General features: G+C 34.8%; 7 protein-coding genes and 1 pseudogene. 2 read left to right on the plus strand and 6 right to left on the minus strand.

Annotated features, from left to right (window positions below):
* Positions 1 to 98, plus strand: a pseudogene (locus C1A06_RS15415) (IS982 family transposase); the annotation flags it as partial.
* A 100-nt stretch (positions 99 to 198) separates the two neighbouring features.
* Here the strand turns inward: C1A06_RS15415 and C1A06_RS14365 are convergent.
* The 6 genes from C1A06_RS14365 to C1A06_RS14390 all read right to left on the minus strand — a co-directional run bounded on the left by C1A06_RS14365 (position 199) and on the right by C1A06_RS14390 (position 12,932).
* Positions 199 to 1,704, minus strand: coding sequence for a glycoside hydrolase family 43 protein (locus C1A06_RS14365; protein ID WP_442341966.1), 1,506 nt, complete (start codon positions 1,702 to 1,704; stop codon positions 199 to 201).
* 185 nt (positions 1,705 to 1,889) lie between these two features.
* Positions 1,890 to 4,307, minus strand: coding sequence for a glycoside hydrolase family 95 protein (locus C1A06_RS14370; RefSeq protein ID WP_101690840.1), 2,418 nt, complete (start codon positions 4,305 to 4,307; stop codon positions 1,890 to 1,892).
* An 81-nt stretch (positions 4,308 to 4,388) separates the two neighbouring features.
* A complete protein-coding gene (locus C1A06_RS14375; protein WP_101690841.1) occupies positions 4,389 to 5,264 on the minus strand; it encodes an alpha/beta hydrolase in 876 nt (291 codons plus the stop codon).
* A 42-nt stretch (positions 5,265 to 5,306) separates the two neighbouring features.
* The gene (locus C1A06_RS14380) at positions 5,307 to 7,004 is read right to left on the minus strand and encodes a glycoside hydrolase family 43 protein (protein WP_245872083.1); all 1,698 of its coding nucleotides are present in this window, start codon (positions 7,002 to 7,004) and stop codon (positions 5,307 to 5,309) included.
* An 84-nt stretch (positions 7,005 to 7,088) separates the two neighbouring features.
* Positions 7,089 to 8,375 carry a family 8 glycosyl hydrolase gene (locus C1A06_RS14385; protein WP_101690843.1) on the minus strand — a complete coding sequence of 429 codons (1,287 nt, stop codon included), beginning with the start codon at positions 8,373 to 8,375 and terminating at the stop codon, positions 7,089 to 7,091.
* Positions 8,376 to 9,032: 657 nt separating this feature from the next.
* A complete protein-coding gene (locus C1A06_RS14390; RefSeq protein WP_101690844.1) occupies positions 9,033 to 12,932 on the minus strand; it encodes a hybrid sensor histidine kinase/response regulator transcription factor in 3,900 nt (1,299 codons plus the stop codon).
* Between the two features lie 1,198 nt (positions 12,933 to 14,130).
* Between C1A06_RS14390 and C1A06_RS14395 the strand changes: the two genes are divergently transcribed.
* A complete protein-coding gene (locus C1A06_RS14395) occupies positions 14,131 to 17,433 on the plus strand; it encodes a SusC/RagA family TonB-linked outer membrane protein (RefSeq protein ID WP_101690874.1) in 3,303 nt (1,100 codons plus the stop codon).
* Positions 17,434 to 17,444 lie beyond the last annotated feature (11 nt).

The following is a 17,444-nucleotide window of genomic DNA, read 5'->3' on the forward strand; positions in this document are numbered from 1 at the left end:
CCAATCTGATTGCCGGATTATTAGCATATAGTTTCTTACCGAAAAAGCCTTCGATTAGGGTAGATATAATAGAAGATAGCCAATTGACTATCTTCTAAAATCATTTTCTTATATCGAACTCACGTTAAATAAGAATAACCAACTTATGACATTACTAAAACAACTCATCTAGATTTAAAATTGATTATCAATGGTTCTTTACTCACTTTTAGAAAAATCGAATGAATCAATATCAACATAGCCTCCAGCTGATTTGGTTGCAAAATTATAGATAGCAAAACGATTTCCCATAAAATGTTTCAGATTATATATCATATGAAACTCTGTTCCAAATTCGGTCCAATTGCTTTTATCTAGGCTATAGTAAAAATTTGCATTATCCGTATAAAAGTTACAATCCATTCGTAGATATACAATATTCTCATGGAGTTCTATTCTTGCTTTTTCTATGTCTCTATCAGTCATCACGAGATACTTCTTATCTCCTTCCATTACTACCGAAATAAGCCCAGGCTCAGCACAAAAGGCTCCAAAGCCAGCAACGTCACCATCTTTCATCTTCGAGATATCCATGCTTACAATACCGCTACACAAAGGACCTTCAGTTCGCTGAGATAAAGTATTTCGTGCTTCAAAGATCGTTTTAACCACTTTACCTGTTTTCAATCTCATATACCCCGGACGCTCTGTCAGAGACCACAAATTATTATCCGGATTATGATTCCATTGCCAATTAAAAGCCAGTTTATCAGAATCAAAATCATCACTGATAACCAATGGTATAGCACTATGTCCTTTTATCGGTTTTTCCATTTCTTTAGCAACTCTACCCGACTCATCACCCAATATAGGCCATCCATCTTCCCAGCGACACGGCATCAAGACTGGAACTCGCCCCACAGCTCCCCTATCCTGAAATAAGTATCCATACCAATTTCCATCCTCAGTATCAACAATACATCCCTGAGCAACTCCTGCACCTGGTTTATCCATGAAGTCAGAAAGAATAACCTTCGATTCGTATGGTCCATCAATTTTATCAGACCGGAAGCAAAGTTCGGTACGAATACCTTTCGCAGGCCACCAGATCAGAAACATATAGTACTTGTCATCATATTTACAAAGATGAGTTCCTTCGAGCAAACCTGGATAGCCATCTTTGTCTCCTTTAATTACTACCGCGTCAACACCTCCTTCTTTTATATCAGACAAGTCTTCATTCAACTCTGTTATTCGGATTTCTCCACTTCCAGAGGCTAAGTATACTTTACCATCATCATCAAAAAGTAGTGATGCATCATGATATGTACGATCAAATTCACTTATTTTTTCCCATTTACCAGCTGGATTATCAGTCGAATAGATATACGATTTTTGAGGTGTATTAGTAGCAAAGAAAACATAATATTTCCCTTTATGGTAACGTAAGGATGATGCCCACTGTCCCTGACCATAAACATCTCCTCCTTCTAGATCATATAATGGGCTATCTTTTATTTCATCAAAAAGATAGCTGATAATTTCCCAATTTACAAGATCTTTAGATCGCATAATTGGAGCTCCTGGCATTAGATGCATCGTCGTACTGACCATATAATAATCAGTCCCGACCCTTATTACATCAACATCAGGAACATCGGCATAGATAACTGGATTAAGAAAAGTTTCTTTTACAACAGGAGATTTATTACTACATCCTATCATTGTTAATAGTCCCAAAGAAAATAATAAGAATTTTGTTGTCATGGTTTATTTTTTATTAAGATTAATTCATTTTTACTCTTGTTTAGACGATATACTTCGCGCGCTCTTCTTCGTCATAATAAAGATAGAGCATCGGAATATAGAACCAGACTTTCCATTGAGCGTCAAAACTGCATTGTAATGAATTAGAACTTTATATTTTTAAATTTGTAAGTCTTGCCTACTTCTGTATTAATATCATATTCGAAGATTTCATTCAAAACATTGCCTTTCAGAGAGGCTTCTTTTGAAATCAACGGCTTTGCAACATTTGCATCTTCAAGCAAAACGTTTAAATTCTTGCCACTAGCTACTCGAAGCCCTTTTCCTACAAGTTGTACGTAAGAACGGATGCGTAAATTACCTCCATTTTTGGACAATACTGTAACTTCCGCTACTTCACCATTTTTCCATTTCATAGAAAGTTCGAAACCTCCACGAGCAACAATACCATATACTTCACCATCTTTCCACACATCGGGTAAAGCCGGGAGTAAATGTACAGCTCCGTCATGACTTTGCAACAGCATTTCTGCAATACCCGCTGTCAGACCAAAGTTACCATCAATTTGAAATGGAGGGTGTGCAGTAAACATATTCGGATAAGTTCTGCCATCTCCATTTTCGCGATTAGCAATCGTCAGCATATTGTTTACTATCTTATAAGCATGATTTCCATCCATCAATCTTGCCCATAAATTAATTTTCCAACCTATAGACCATCCTGTGGCCATATCACCTCTGTATAGTAACGAATTGCGAGCCGCTTCGAATAACTCAGGTGTCCGATAGGGAGAAATTTGACTTCCTGGATATAAACCATATAAATGAGACACATGTCTGTGTTCATTTTTAGGATCGTCAAGATCTTCTAGCCATTCTTGAAGTTGATTATATTTTCCTATCTGCATAGGAGGCAATCTGTCGGCCATATTATAAAGACGATCTCGATATGATAAATCTTCATTCAATATTTCATTTGCCTTAGCTGTTCTTGTAAGAATATCGAACACCAACTGATTATCCATGGTACATCCAGCCGACAGCGGACCATGTTCAGGCGAAACTGAAGGCGAGACAACCATCCATCCATATTTAGGATGTTCGACCAATGTGCTTAAATAAAAATCGGCTGAGCCTTTCATTATTGGATATACTTCTTTCAAAAACTCTTTATCTCCGGTATATAAATAGTGCTCCCAAAGATGCTGAGACAACCAAGCTCCGCCTGTAGACCACATTCCAGCAGCGGCGAAATCAATCGGACTAGTAACTCTCCAAAGGTCAGTATTGTGATGAGCAACCCATCCATCGGCTCCATACATCACTTTAGCTGTTTGACTGCCACTTTCACTTAGTTCTTTGAGCATTTTAAATAGCGGTTCATGACATTCTGACAAATTGGTTACTTCGGCCGGCCAATAATTCATTTCAGTGTTAATATTGATCGTGTATTTGCTATCCCAAGCCGGATACATACTATTACACCATATACCTTGCAAATTGGCTGGTTGCCCACCCGGTTGCGAAGAACAAATCAGTAGATAACGTCCGAATTGAGCTAAAAGTGTCACAAGAGAAGGGTCTTGATCAATATGAAAATCAGCAATTCGCCGATCTGTTGTCTTATGTAACGCATCACCTTTTTCACCCAAATACAATCTGAATCTATTAAACTGTTTATTGTACTTATCAGTATGGTTCTTTATTGCATTATTATACTCCTTGGTGGAGGCAGTATCAAGCTTTCTTGAAGCTTCTTCACCCTGTTTTTCAACCAATGTTTTATAGTCGACAAAATTAGTTCCAATTGAAATATAAAGCGTAGCTACTGTTGCTCCCGTTACTTTTATTTTATCATCCAAAATTTGAACTTGACCATCTTCATTTATAATCTTCGTATGTATCTGATAACGTATTTTACCTGAAATACCTTCGTGATCAGCACCTTTACCGTCTAGGACCAAGACATCATCTATTTTGTAAATTTTATGATCCGAACTATTAGCATATCCGACATCAAAGTTTAAAGCTTCTTGCTTATCCGCAGTAATTTGCATTATAATTACATCATCGTCAAATGATGAGAAAATTTCGCGTTTATAATTTACACCATTTACCGCATATCGTGTAGTCGCTACAGCTCGGTTGAGATCCAATTCTCGATAATAATCCTGATAATTTGTATGCTCATCGAAATTTAAGATAAGACTACCTGCTGTCTGATAAGGCATTCCATGTGTTTTAGTAAAAAATGTTTCGTTGATCAGCTGATCAGCTTCTTGAGCCTTGCCTTCGAATATTAATTTCTGAGCCTTGGGTAAAGCAGCTAAAGCCTTCGTATTGTCGTTCCGATATGGAGCCCCTCCCCAAATAGTTTCTTCATTGAGCTGTAATTCTTCGCGCTGAGGAATTCCATAAACCATAACACCTAAACGAGAATTTCCTAATGGCAGAGCTTCCTCCCATTGCTGTGCAGGTTTATCGTATTTTAATTTCAGTTCTTGTCCATTTATAAAACCTGTGAATAGGACTAAAAATAAAACAATTAGTTTTCTTTTCATTTGATATTATTTTCAATAGTTCGTATAGGATAACAATTGGGTCTAATTCATGTAATGCTATTTTTTAATTCAAAGCATCAACTAATTATCCCTAAAAGAATTGCTAACAAATGGCAAACATTTATAGAGTGCCGAATGCCAATATTCCCATGTATGCCCACCATCGCGAACACGAAACTCGACAGGGATTTGAGCTTTACGCATAGCGTGTATGAATTCGATATTGCGGTCTAAAAGGAAATCGTCGTCTCCGCAATCTACATACCAATTGATAGTTGAAAGTTGTCGACGACAATTATCGTCGGCCTCATCTACATATTTCACACATGAATTCTCAATCACTGACATTGTCAGAATTGCAAACTTGTCCTTCGGATTATCAAAATGCTGTGCTGCTGAGCCTGGAATTGTCATCAAAGCACTCATAGCATAAACAGCACAAAACTTATCACTATGATGCTGTGCATAACCTGTTGCTCCTCCTCCACCCATCGAGAGACCTGCAATAGCGCGGTTTTGCTTATTCCCGATCACTCTGTATTTACTTTCTATGAAAGGTAAAAATTCCTCAAAAAAGAAAGTCTCGTACTTCCAACCCGGCATATCAAAGTAACCATTCCATGCATCATCTTCGAATCGTCCGCCTGCATTGGGTGCTACAATAATCATATCTATAGCTTCACCCGATGCAGTCAGTTGATCCATTATATCTTTCACATGTCCACGGTCAAACCAAATACGATTTGTTTCGGTCATTCCGTGTAACAAATACAAAATAGGATATTTTTTATCAGGTTCTTTATCATAATCATTCGGTAACAATACTGTATAAGAACGATCCGCACTGAGTATTTTGCTATTCAAGACACCATCTTCTACTCTACTCTGAGCTGATAGTTGTAAATTAGCTAAACATATAATCATGAACGACATTAATAAACCCGATAAACTATTCATATTTTTTATTTAAGAAATTAAACAATTGAACTAAATAATTACTTACTTAGCCACATTATGATTAGTAGTTGCATACAAACCAATACAAGTCCCAACAAACCCTTTTGCTATTTCAGTACTTAGATTTGATGCATCAACTTTTTCAGCAATTACTTTCCAGTCTTCAGTGTCTTGACTATATAAGAAATCATAATAACGTCCTTTCCCCTCTACTTTCAATTTTAGAGGACTATCTGATGTCAATGGTATGGATGCTAATATTTCTTTATTTTTCTCAAGACGATAAAGTACTACACTTTCTTTTCCGTCAATTACAGTCTTTCCGAACAAGAACTGGTATTCTTCATTCTGAAATAAAGTAATACCGGCAAAATCATTATTAGTAGAAGCAGTATACTCTAATTGTGTTTCTAACGAGAAATTAGTATGCTGCTGACGACGCAATACTGCAGCCGGAGATTTTTTCTCTTCAATACTAATAGGCAATGCCTTAATATTAAGTTTACCGTTATTAATCGAATAAAAATCATCTTGCGGCGTTCTTATATAAATCCAAGAGTAATCTAGTTCTTGAGCATCAAACTCTTCGTTATAAACGAAATTACCAGCTAAATAATTTTCTTTCTCTGTAAGGTTATTCTTTTTAACTACAATAGGAATCTGCTCACCTTTTGGTAAGATTATAGGAAATCCGTTTTCCCATTGAACCGGGAGTAAAAATGTTTCGCGTCCGGTATTGAACATATTATCCTCATATGGTCTGCAAGCCAAAAATACTGCCCACCACTCACCTTCCTGAGTCTCAACCATATCAGCATGGCCTGCATTGGTAATTTTGAAATCTCTGTTTTCAGGTAAATCTCTCTGAGTCAAAATAGGATTATATTGTGCAGCAGTGTATGGTCCCCAAGGATCTTTACTGCGAAATATAACCTCAGAGTGCCAGTCACTTGTTCCGCCTTCGGCACACATTAAATAGTATTGTCCACCGATTTTATAGATATGTGGAGCTTCAATCCATATAGGTTTTTCGGCAGGATTTACACCACCTCTGATAATCTCTTTACTTTTACCTATAGTACGATCATTCTCTACATCAAACTCATGAATGCGTATGGTGCGTTGCTGACTCCAATCCGGTCCATTTTCGGGTTCATCATTATGTACAATATACCCTTTACCATCTTCATCAAAGAAGAATGAAGGATCTATTCCTTTTACTTCGGGCAATAAAATTGGATCACTCCAACCTTTTGACGGATCTTTTGTCTTCACATAAAAATTACCAATACCCCATGTACTTGTAGTTATCATGTAAAACGTATCATTATGCTTATTATACTCAATTGCAGGTGCAAAAATTCCGGCCGAAATGTCTAAACCTTCAAGATTCAATTGTGATGGTCTATCCAATACATGTCCAATTTGTTTCCAATTAACGAGATCTTTGCTCGTAAAAATTGGAACTCCGGGATAAAAACTAAAAGATGAGTGCACCAAATAGTAAGTATCACCTTTGCGGCAGATCGATGGATCCGGATAAAAACCCGCAACAATCGGATTGAAGTATTCTGACTTGTGATTAATTTTTTGATCAAACCACTTATCCTTACCTTCATACTTGAAGTATCCAAATTTAGCTTCATAGGCATTCTTTTTATTTTCTGAGCTACAGGAAGCTGATAAAAAGATAACAGATATTGCCATTAAAGCAAAGTAACAGAACTTTAAATTTTTCATCTGAAAATTCATATTTATTTATACATAATTTATTCCTATTATTTAAATCGAATCACATCGTATCCTATTATTTTTAAATCAAGATTACGCCTCAGGAGGAAATATTATTTTAAAATTTCCACTTAAATGCATAAATGCAAATAGCTGCAGTAAACCATCGTAATATGCATCAAAGTAACCATCGTCATCAGGTTGATGCTTCGAGTTCCAAAAATGCTTTATAAAATCTTGACTTATCTCGTGCGAACAAACTAACGATACAGCCGCAGAACTAGCCACTAGTCCTAATGAATGACGCAATTTTTTAGGATAATTACCTGCCTGAAGAGTATCTGTAACCATAGAACCATCGATATTGTACTGATCGATAAAAGTTTCGACTCCTTGAGAATAAAGAAAGTTTTGAATTTTATGTCCATACTCTTGTTGCCACTCCTTATCTGCACAGCTCCATGAGTAATCAAGAGCAATATTCATCGGCACTCTCCACGAATCAAATCGGAATGCCTCACCTATAATTCCGTATTTTGTTTTGAACGGCGAACCATCGTAGTTAGAATAATCCGGGTTTAATCCTGTCTTAGGATGAATAGTTTTATGCAAATATTCCCGGCTTACACGAGCACACTCATTCCACAAATCGGAGCGCCCATCATCAGCCCAAAGCGCCCAAACTTCATAGAAAGCAGGAATATGATAAGACGGATCCGTAAACTCTGACGCACCAGCTACTGGCACGAATGTAATAAGCTTATGATCCATATTAATCAAATTGGTTACCCCTTTGTTTGTACCATCTTTTGCCATCGAACAGTCAAGTATATATTGTGCTTCACGTAAATAATCGATACCTGTATCATTACCCCATAGATTGGAAGCAAATATAAGTGAAGTAACATAATATAATTCTCCATCCGATGCCGGTCCCATAGCATTACGCGTCCCATCTGTTTTGCAACTCCAGGCAAAATATCCTTCGAAAGCTCCTTCTTGATGCTGCATGTATTTTTTACTCCATCGCCATAGACGATCGAAAATATCCTTTCTATCAAATTGAACAGCTATCATCATACCATACGACATACCTTCTGTACGGACATCATTATTTTTTATATCCGAAATATATGCCATCGAATCTTCAACCTCGAAATAGATTTTGTTAGGACCTTCGAACAAATTATTAAAGATACCATGCAACTTTGCATTGACTTCATCTTCATCATATCCCATTTCTACAAAAACATTTCGGTATTGCTGGGTTTCGAAAGCACCTTTATCCAAAGGTTTCATACCTCTTCTCTCTTTACCGTGACAAGACATAAAAACAGATAATGCCATAAGTATAATATATATATTAAATTGTTTCTTCATGGTTGTTAACATTATATATTAGTGATTTAAAATATTCATATCAGAAGTTAAATGAGTTTAAATGGATTCTTTTTTTAAATATATTATAGACTCGAGCAAATCTAAAATCAGATCAGCACAAGTCTTCAATAAATTTATAAACAGTTTTTTTTCATAGATAAATTAATTAAGAAGTATAGACAATGAGTAAATTAGACTACTCATAATATAAAATATTGTTTATACTTATTGTTTTTATATTAGATTCGTTGCCTTGCTATTCATAATAAATCGACTTAAACAAATATAAATATAGAAGATTCTGTATCGCAGAGTTCTTGGTACTAGATATTTAATTTTAAAAAATAGATATACTTAGCATAAGACACTTAACATCATCTCTATAAAAAACAAACAAAACACTATCAACAAGCAAATTAAAAGACAAACACAAACAAATATTTTGATTAAAATATAGAAGTAATTTTCAATTTTAGATACATAATTTTCGATTTTGGACACCTTAAAAGATACTATTTTAGACATCTGTATAAAATCTGACTAGTATATTTGACGAGAAACTATCTTCTCAATATTTACAAATATAAAAGTGGATAAAAAATATGCTTATTGTATACATATTACTTTATCCACTCAAGCTTGTTTTATAGAAGAATATTAATTTCTAAAATCAGTCGGTGATTTCCCAAAATGTTTTCTGAATACGGTACTAAAATATGTAATGCTAGAGAATCCCGAAAGGTCGCTCACTTCTGTGACTGTATATTTCTGGCTTTGCAATAAACTTAGAGCATAATTCAAACGTATATGTTTTATAAAATCAGTCGGTGACTGATCTGTCAATGCTTTCATCTTTTTATAGAGTAACGATGTGCTCACATTCATAGCATAAGCAAATTCTCCTTTTCCAAATTGTGTATTTGCAATATTTTTACCTACTACTTCTATTGCTTTTTTCACGAATTCATCATTCAATTCATTCTTAAAAATAGGTTCTTCACTGCTTTCTTTCTGATATGTTTTCGAGGTTTTATTCCGTATTGCTTTTCTGTTTTTGACTATTGTATGAATGCGCTGAGTTAGAATTGCTATATCGAAGGGTTTTGTTATATAGTCGTCAGCACCAAGTCCAAGCCCTTCCATTTCCTTAGTTTTATCGGATAAAGCCGTCAATAGCACAACTGGTATGTGCGACGTCTCGAATGTAGACTTCACAAGCCTACACAATTCGAAGCCGTCCATATTAGGCATCATTATATCTGATATTACCAAATCCGGAACTTGTTCTTGAATCAGACTCCAAGCTATTGCTCCATCATCGGCAACTATTATGTTGTATTTATCTTGTAGAGAAAGCTTTAAGAATTGCCGTAAGTTTTCGTTATCTTCTACAATCATCAATGTCTGATCTTTATCCTCTACTTCAAGTAATGAATCATCATTGGGTTCTACTAACTCGCGATCATCCATAGTCTTATTTTTTGCATTATGGTCAGATATCAATGACGCGTTCAAATTTTCGGGAATATTTCTGAATGGAATAGTCACCTTAAAAAGTGACCCTTCACCCTCTTTGCTCTCGAAGGCAATTTTCCCTTCGTGCATCACCACATAGTTTTTAGTTAATAATAATCCTATGCCCGATCCGATCATTGTGGAATTTGCAGTATTATCTCCACGATAAAATTCTCGGAATAGTTTATCTTGGGCTTTAGCAGATATTCCAAAACCATAATCTTTTATTTCCAATGTCCACGAGCTAGCAGTGCATATTAGGTTTATTTCGACTATGCTATCTGGATAAGAGTACTTTATTGCATTCGACAGCAGATTGTCTACAATTTTCTCTATTTTCAATTCATCTACTGCAGTGAAGAATAACTCTTTGTTAGTGCTAAACTTAAGTTTAATATTATTTTTTTTGGCTACACTTTCGAACATCGATTTTCGATTCTTTATCAAAGCAACGATGTCTATCTTAATCAAAAAGAGCTGTCCTTTTCCTATATCTACTTTATGAAAATCTAACAATTGAGTTGCTACCGAAGAGAGCCTCTTTGATTGTTCAGTAGCCATATTTAGATATAATTGTCCTTTCTTAGACAGCCCGGTTTCTTTATGCAATTCTTCTATCGGAGCATTAATGAGAGTCAAAGATGTTCTGATATCGTGAGCTGTATTTGTAAAAAAACGAATTTTATCTTCGGCATGGAATTGTTTTAGTCTATTTGTGTATATTTTCAACACTGCAAATAAGATGCCTATTCCTAAAACATATATTAAAAATTTAAACCACCAAGTACCCCAAAATGGAGGTATAACGTGAATCGTCAAAGTTCGATTATCTATAATATGAGACTTCGAATCGTCATACATTCTTATATGTAGCTTGAAGTCTCCTGAGGGAATATTAGTGTATGCAATAGTCTGTAGACTCGATGGAGAGCTCCATTCTTCATCTAGGCCTTCTAGTTTCCATGAGAATTTAACCCCTGAGGAATATACACCAATAGGTATCAGTTCTATTGATACAGTATTTTGATTATAGCTTAAATATATATCCGACTGTTTGTTTACAGGAGTATCTTTCAACAGATTCGGATTTTCTTTGATAGATCTCCCGGCAACAATTATATCTTGATAAAAAATATGCCCTTTATTACGAGGATGGTACAACATATTGGGATCGAATAGTATCGCTCCGTTATTGGTACCCCATATCAAACTTCCATTTTTCAACTTACAACTTGAATTTACATTGAACGACAGATTGGATAGTGAATATACAAAAGGGAAGGTTACAATGGTTTCGTCAATCGGATTCAATCTACAAAGCCCGTTCTCTGTACCGATCCAAAGGTAACTATTTGCGTAGACAATACTATTTACATAATCTGACAGCAAACCTGAATCTACAGTATATTTCTTTTCTTCTTTCGTTTTCAAATTATAACATATCAACCCATTACCACTTGTAGCAATCCATATATTATCATCTATAATAACTAATCCTTGCGTCAGATAAGTATCAAGCAAAATTTTTTCTTCTCCTGTTTCTTTGTCTAACATCAGCAAACCATAGGAACAAGCTAACAAAAGTTTACCAGGAACATATTCGGCATACGATTTAACTGGTTGTTCGGGATAAATACGAAAACGTTTTTCTTTGGTTCGGTAACAGATTACATCACTCATCATACCACCAATCCAAATATCGCCTTCAGCATCTTTCATGATATCGAAAATAAATTCTCCTGAAAATTCAGTATCAGCTACTGACTGCGAATAATGATGTAACTCTTTGCCCGTCTGCCCATCTAGGATATAAATACCTGATGAATAAGAACCTGCCCATATACGCCCATCATCATCCTCACACAAGGCAAGAAAAACCTGACCTTCTTTATCTTTATTCTTATAAAATGTATCCCACTTATCGAAAGTTATATTCCACTTATAAATTCCATTATTTGTTGCAAACCAAATATTTCCTCGGCTGTCTTCTAAGACTCGATTGACATGGTTATTCCCCAACGAGTTTGATGAATTTATCTTATGTGCAATCTGCATCACTACAGAAGATCCCCTATCAAAATACGAAAGGCCTCCACTATATGTTGCAACCCAGACTCTATCATTTAAATCGCAGAAAATATCATAGACACCATCACCAGGCAATGAATATGGATTATCAACATCTTCATTATAAATATTTACTAATTTTTGTTCCCTTTTCGACAATTCCAATATTCCACGACCATCAATACCAACATAAATAGTTGAATCACTACTTTCTTCTATTGTTAATATTGGTTGTATTGGAAAATCTGGTAACAACGTTTTGTTGAGAACCTTTTCTTCAATATCACAATAATATAAGCCTTGTGATGAGGTACCTATCCATAACCTATTTTCTGCTTCATCATACCAAATTGTCGATACATGTGGCATCTTACCGTTTGGAACTTTACACAACAAACTAGATTTCATACTAGTTACATCCAATATACTAATACCATCGTCTGTAGTGTAAAATATCTGATTATTGATGTATGGAGTTAAACCATATGCCGGCAATACTTTCTTGTCAACCAACGTAAGATTTTCGTCTTCGTAAAGGTATAATCCGACTGATGTACTAATCCAGAATCCACCATTATCATCTACTATCAGACTATTGACAAGCAAAAAATAGTTTTCTAGTAATGATTTTCGTAAATCGACGACCAACCTAAATTTGTCTTGTAATTCTTCATAAATAAATATCTGACCATTATTAGTGTAGGCATACAAAGAGGCATTCTTGTATATTAATTTGACAGTTATTACATCTGCTGTAGCATATGGTAAAGTATATATATGACAATCGCGTTCTGTTGTCCTAAGTATCCCCATCTTAGAGGAAGCCCATACAAATCCGTTCGCATCTTTACATATAGAACATACTTCCCTGATTGATGTTCCAAAAAGCGAGTTAACGCTATAAAACTTCACATCGGAAGCAAACGACTTCGATATTGATATAAAAAACAACAATAAGAAAAAAGTTAACCTCATCGTATAACATTGTAATAATAAGTAACAAACAGCCAAATATACTTATATAATTATTTGTATTTTTCCATGATAACGTCTAGACTGTATGATACAAATATACTAAAAATCACAACCTTAAACTGTTATTATTAGTCAAAATTTAGATTCAATCAATTTCAGCAATTACATTACATAAGTAAGATACTGATTAGCAATTCAGATATAAGGATCAATAAAATAAATTCTACAAAGCATTTCACAGTAGCAAATAAAATTTTAACTATTATTATAGACTAATCTCTACAAAAGATAAATTTCAGGAATGCAAAGCATGTTTTAAAACATTATTTAACAATATTGAAATATGACACAAAAGAAACAAAAAAAAATAGCATTATGACAACATACAGCCCGAGATAGAAGGCACATAAATCGGTAAATCAATAATAAAATTCAAAACAAAGCAAACAAAAGTATCTTTTTTACTTTTAGTAGACAAAACAACTAAAATAAAATTACAAAACATTTAAATATAATATAGAAAGATATACTTACTTTTTAATAGGATTAATAAATATTTAATTAATTTAGCACCCTATAAAGTCCAAAAATAAAATATTTTGATTTTACAAATAATAATAATTTAAAAAAATATAAACAGAACAATAATGAAGAATCCATTATACTTATACAACACTATGTGTTAAGAAATAAAAATATCACCATTTTATAAATACTTTGTCATCAATTTATAAATACTTTGTCAATAATTAATAGAACTTAGAGTCAATAAAGACTACTAATAAAAGGAAAATCAAAAAATCTCAAGCTAACTTATATTGTTAATATGATCTGATTATAGATTATACTACTATACATTCTTGTTTGTATAGAGGATGAGAAATGCCCCGATTATTATTTCTATTATTCGCTAGAACTGAATATAGGCCTCATAATAACAAGGTATTATAATTCATTCTAGGTATATCTTCATTCAAAAAATATCAAGTTCATAAGTCTGCTAGAGAATAAAATTAATACATTTTATTTATTAACATTTTAATTCATGTTTATGGAACAAATTAAAAAAAGGAAATCCAAAACAGTTTTATTCTATCGGATAAGAAGAATAAACGTTTTGATTTTATCTGCCATTTTTTATCTACTTCCCGCTGTGACGAATAAAGCTTTTGCAAATTCGCCCGACAACAAGTCGGTAATGCAATCGAATGGCTTTGTAGCAAAAGGAACTATTGTTGACGAAACCGGCGAGCCAGCTATTGGCGCTACAATTTCGATCAAAGGAACCACCGTTGGAGTAATTTCCGATGTAGATGGTAAATTCGAAATAAAAGTACCATCGAACAAAACAACTCTAGTATTCAGCTACATCGGATTCAACACAAAAGAAGTCTTAGCATCCGAAAACATGAATATAGTATTAGAGTCTAACAGCCAAGTGTTAACTGAAGTTGTTGTAACTGGAATTACAAAAATGGATAAACGTATGTTTACCGGAGCAACAACTAAATTAACAAATGATGATGTCAAAATCGACGGTTTATCTGATATCAGTCGATCGCTTGAGGGGCGTGCTGCCGGGGTTACTGTACAAAACGTTTCAGGAACATTTGGTGCTGCACCTAAAATTCGCGTACGTGGTGCAACTTCAATTTTCGGTAGCTCAAAACCACTATGGGTTGTAGATGGCGTAATATTGGAAGATGTAGAGGAAGTAAATGCTGACGACCTGTCATCAGGTGATGCTTTAACTCTAATCAGCTCTGCTATTGCAGGATTGAATGCTGATGACATCCAAGACTTTCAAATATTGAAAGATGGTTCTGCAACATCAATTTATGGAGCAAGAGCTATGGCCGGAGTTATTGTCGTGACTACAAAACGAGGTAGAGCCGGACATCATAGTGTAAACTATACAGGTGAATTCTCATACAGAATGGTTCCGACATATAGTAATTACAACATTATGAACTCTCAAGAACAAATGGGATTCTATAAAGAATTAAAGGATAAAGGTTGGTTAAGTTTTGCAGAAACATATACTCGAAAAAACTCTGGAGTCTATGGACATATGTACCGACTTTTAGACCAATATGATCAAACATCAGGAATATTTGGGCTTCCTAATACAGCCGAAGCACAATATGCATATTTACAAGAAGCTGAAATGAGAAATACAAACTGGTTCAATGAATTATTTAATCATAATGTCAGCCAGAATCACTCAGTTAGTATTTCCTCTGGTTCAGAAAAAACTCAATTTTATGGCTCGTTAAGTGCTATGCTTGATCCGGGATGGACTATGAAAAATAAAGCCAATCGTTACACAGCAAACTTTAATGCTACATTCAATTTGGCAAAAAATCTATCTCTTTCAATACTCTCTAATGGATCATTCAGAAAGCAAACAGCGCCAGGGGCTATGTCTCAAGAAAACGATCCTGTATTTGGTGAAGTAACTCGATCGTTTGATATCAACCCATACAATTATGCCTTGAACGCATCAAGAACTCTTGATGCAAATACTTTTTATACACGTAACTACACTGGATTCAATATCAAACACGAGTTGAACAACAACTACATGGACCTGAGTGTATCAGGATTTAAGTTCCAAGGTGAAGTAAAATGGAGCATTATACCTGGTTTAGAGTGGTCAAACATTGGAGCTATCAAATACGATGCTGCATCTACAGAACACCATATCAAAGATGCTTCGAACCAAGCAAATGCATACCGCGCTATGGGGAACTCGTTGACACAAACGAACAATCCGTATCTTTATGATGACCCTGATTATCCATACCAACATCCAGTATCAATTCTGCCAGAAGGAGGTTTTTTCCAGAAGACTGACAATAAGATGTTTGCATTCGATTTCCGTTCTTCTATCTTCTTTACAAGAATATTTAACGAAGATCACTATCTGAACATCAATGCCGGAGCTGAATTTAACTCTTATGACAGAGAAAAAAACTGGGTTATGCAATGGGGACGTCAATACGAATTAGGCGATATAGCATACTATCCATACGAATATTTTAAACAAGGTAACGAAGAAGGATCGAAATATTACACAATACTAAATTCTTATTCTAGAAAAGTTGGTATGTATGCTAACCCAACTTACTCATATAAACAACGATATACTCTAACTACAACTTTACGCTACGACGGAAGTAACAAATTAGGTAAATCTAAAGCTACAAGATGGTTGCCTACTTGGAATATCGGACTTTCATGGAATGCTCATGAAGAAGATTTCATGAAGTCTATTCAAAAAACATTATCATATCTGAAGTTTAGGGGGTCATACAGTTTAACTGGAGAGACAGGACCCGATTATATCAACAATGCAACTATGATGGTAATGAGTAATACTCCATGGAGACCAACTTCTAGCTTGTTAGAAACTGGGTTACAGATCGGATATGGCAACTCGTTAGAAGCAAAATATGGTATTCCTCACTTAGCTGGTTTCCAAAACCAAGACCTTACTTACGAGAAAAAATTAGAGTTAAATATTGGTGTCGACTTTGGACTTTTCGACAATAGAGTAAGTGTTGTTACAGACTGGTATACAAGAAAGAATTATGACCTAATAGGCCCAGTATTTACAGAATTACTTGGTATGAAATATGGTAATATTGCGACCATGAAATCTCATGGAGTTGAAGTATCAATCAATACAAGAAACATCCAAAATAAGGATTTCTCTTGGAATACTACATTCAACTTCTCATATAATCAAACTAAGATTACCAAACTGCTATCCCAATCTTCAATACTTAAGCTAGTTCGTGGTAGTGGTTATGCTAAACAAGGATATGCTGACAGAGCTGTATTCTCTATACCTTTTGCAGGTCTGAACAGCGAAGGTATCCCAACATTCTACAATGAAAATGGAGAAATTACAATTAATGACGTTAACTTACAAGAAGTTCGTCCTGATCATCAAACTTTCTTGAAATACGAAGGTCCAACAAACCCACCTTACTCAGGTAGTTTAGGTAACATTTTAAATTATAAAAACTTCAGACTAAACGTATTCCTTACTTATTCGTTTGGAAACGTTTTACGACTAGATCCTTTCTTCAAATATAGCTACTCGGATCTAGATGCACTTCCTAAGGAATTCAAAAATAGATGGACAATGCCTGGTGATGAACAATTCACGACAATTCCAGTTGTTGCCAGCAAGCATCAATATGCAGAAAACAGTTACCTAAGAACAGCTTATAACTTATATAACTATTCGACAGAACGTATTGCTAAAGGAGATTTCGTTCGACTAAAAGAGCTATCTCTGACATATACATTTGACAAGAAAATTCTACCTAAAAGCTTCAACAATCTATCATTGAAACTGCAAGCAACAAACCTATTCTTACTTTATGCTGATAAGAAGCTAAATGGTAGCGACCCTGAATTCTTTGCTAGTGGTGGTGTTGCCTTGCCTATGGCAAGACAATTTACATTTACTCTACGTTTAGGATTATAATCAAACAATTA

It is taken from the genome of Dysgonomonas massiliensis (genome assembly GCF_900240225.1).
Lineage (GTDB): Bacteria > Bacteroidota > Bacteroidia > Bacteroidales > Dysgonomonadaceae > Dysgonomonas > Dysgonomonas massiliensis.

Excerpts from the sequence above, each read along its gene's own strand:
- C1A06_RS14365 (WP_442341966.1), bottom strand. The coding sequence starts at position 1,704 with ATGATAGGATGTAGTAATAAATCTCCTGTTGTAAAAGAAACTTTTCTT.
- C1A06_RS14370 (WP_101690840.1), bottom strand. The coding sequence starts at position 4,307 with ATGAAAAGAAAACTAATTGTTTTATTTTTAGTCCTATTCACAGGTTTT.
- C1A06_RS14375 (WP_101690841.1), bottom strand. The coding sequence starts at position 5,264 with ATGAATAGTTTATCGGGTTTATTAATGTCGTTCATGATTATATGTTTA.
- C1A06_RS14380 (WP_245872083.1), bottom strand. The coding sequence starts at position 7,004 with ATGAAAAATTTAAAGTTCTGTTACTTTGCTTTAATGGCAATATCTGTT.
- C1A06_RS14385 (WP_101690843.1), bottom strand. The coding sequence starts at position 8,375 with ATGAAGAAACAATTTAATATATATATTATACTTATGGCATTATCTGTT.
- C1A06_RS14390 (WP_101690844.1), bottom strand. The coding sequence starts at position 12,932 with ATGAGGTTAACTTTTTTCTTATTGTTGTTTTTTATATCAATATCGAAG.
- C1A06_RS14395 (WP_101690874.1), top strand. The coding sequence starts at position 14,131 with ATGCAATCGAATGGCTTTGTAGCAAAAGGAACTATTGTTGACGAAACC.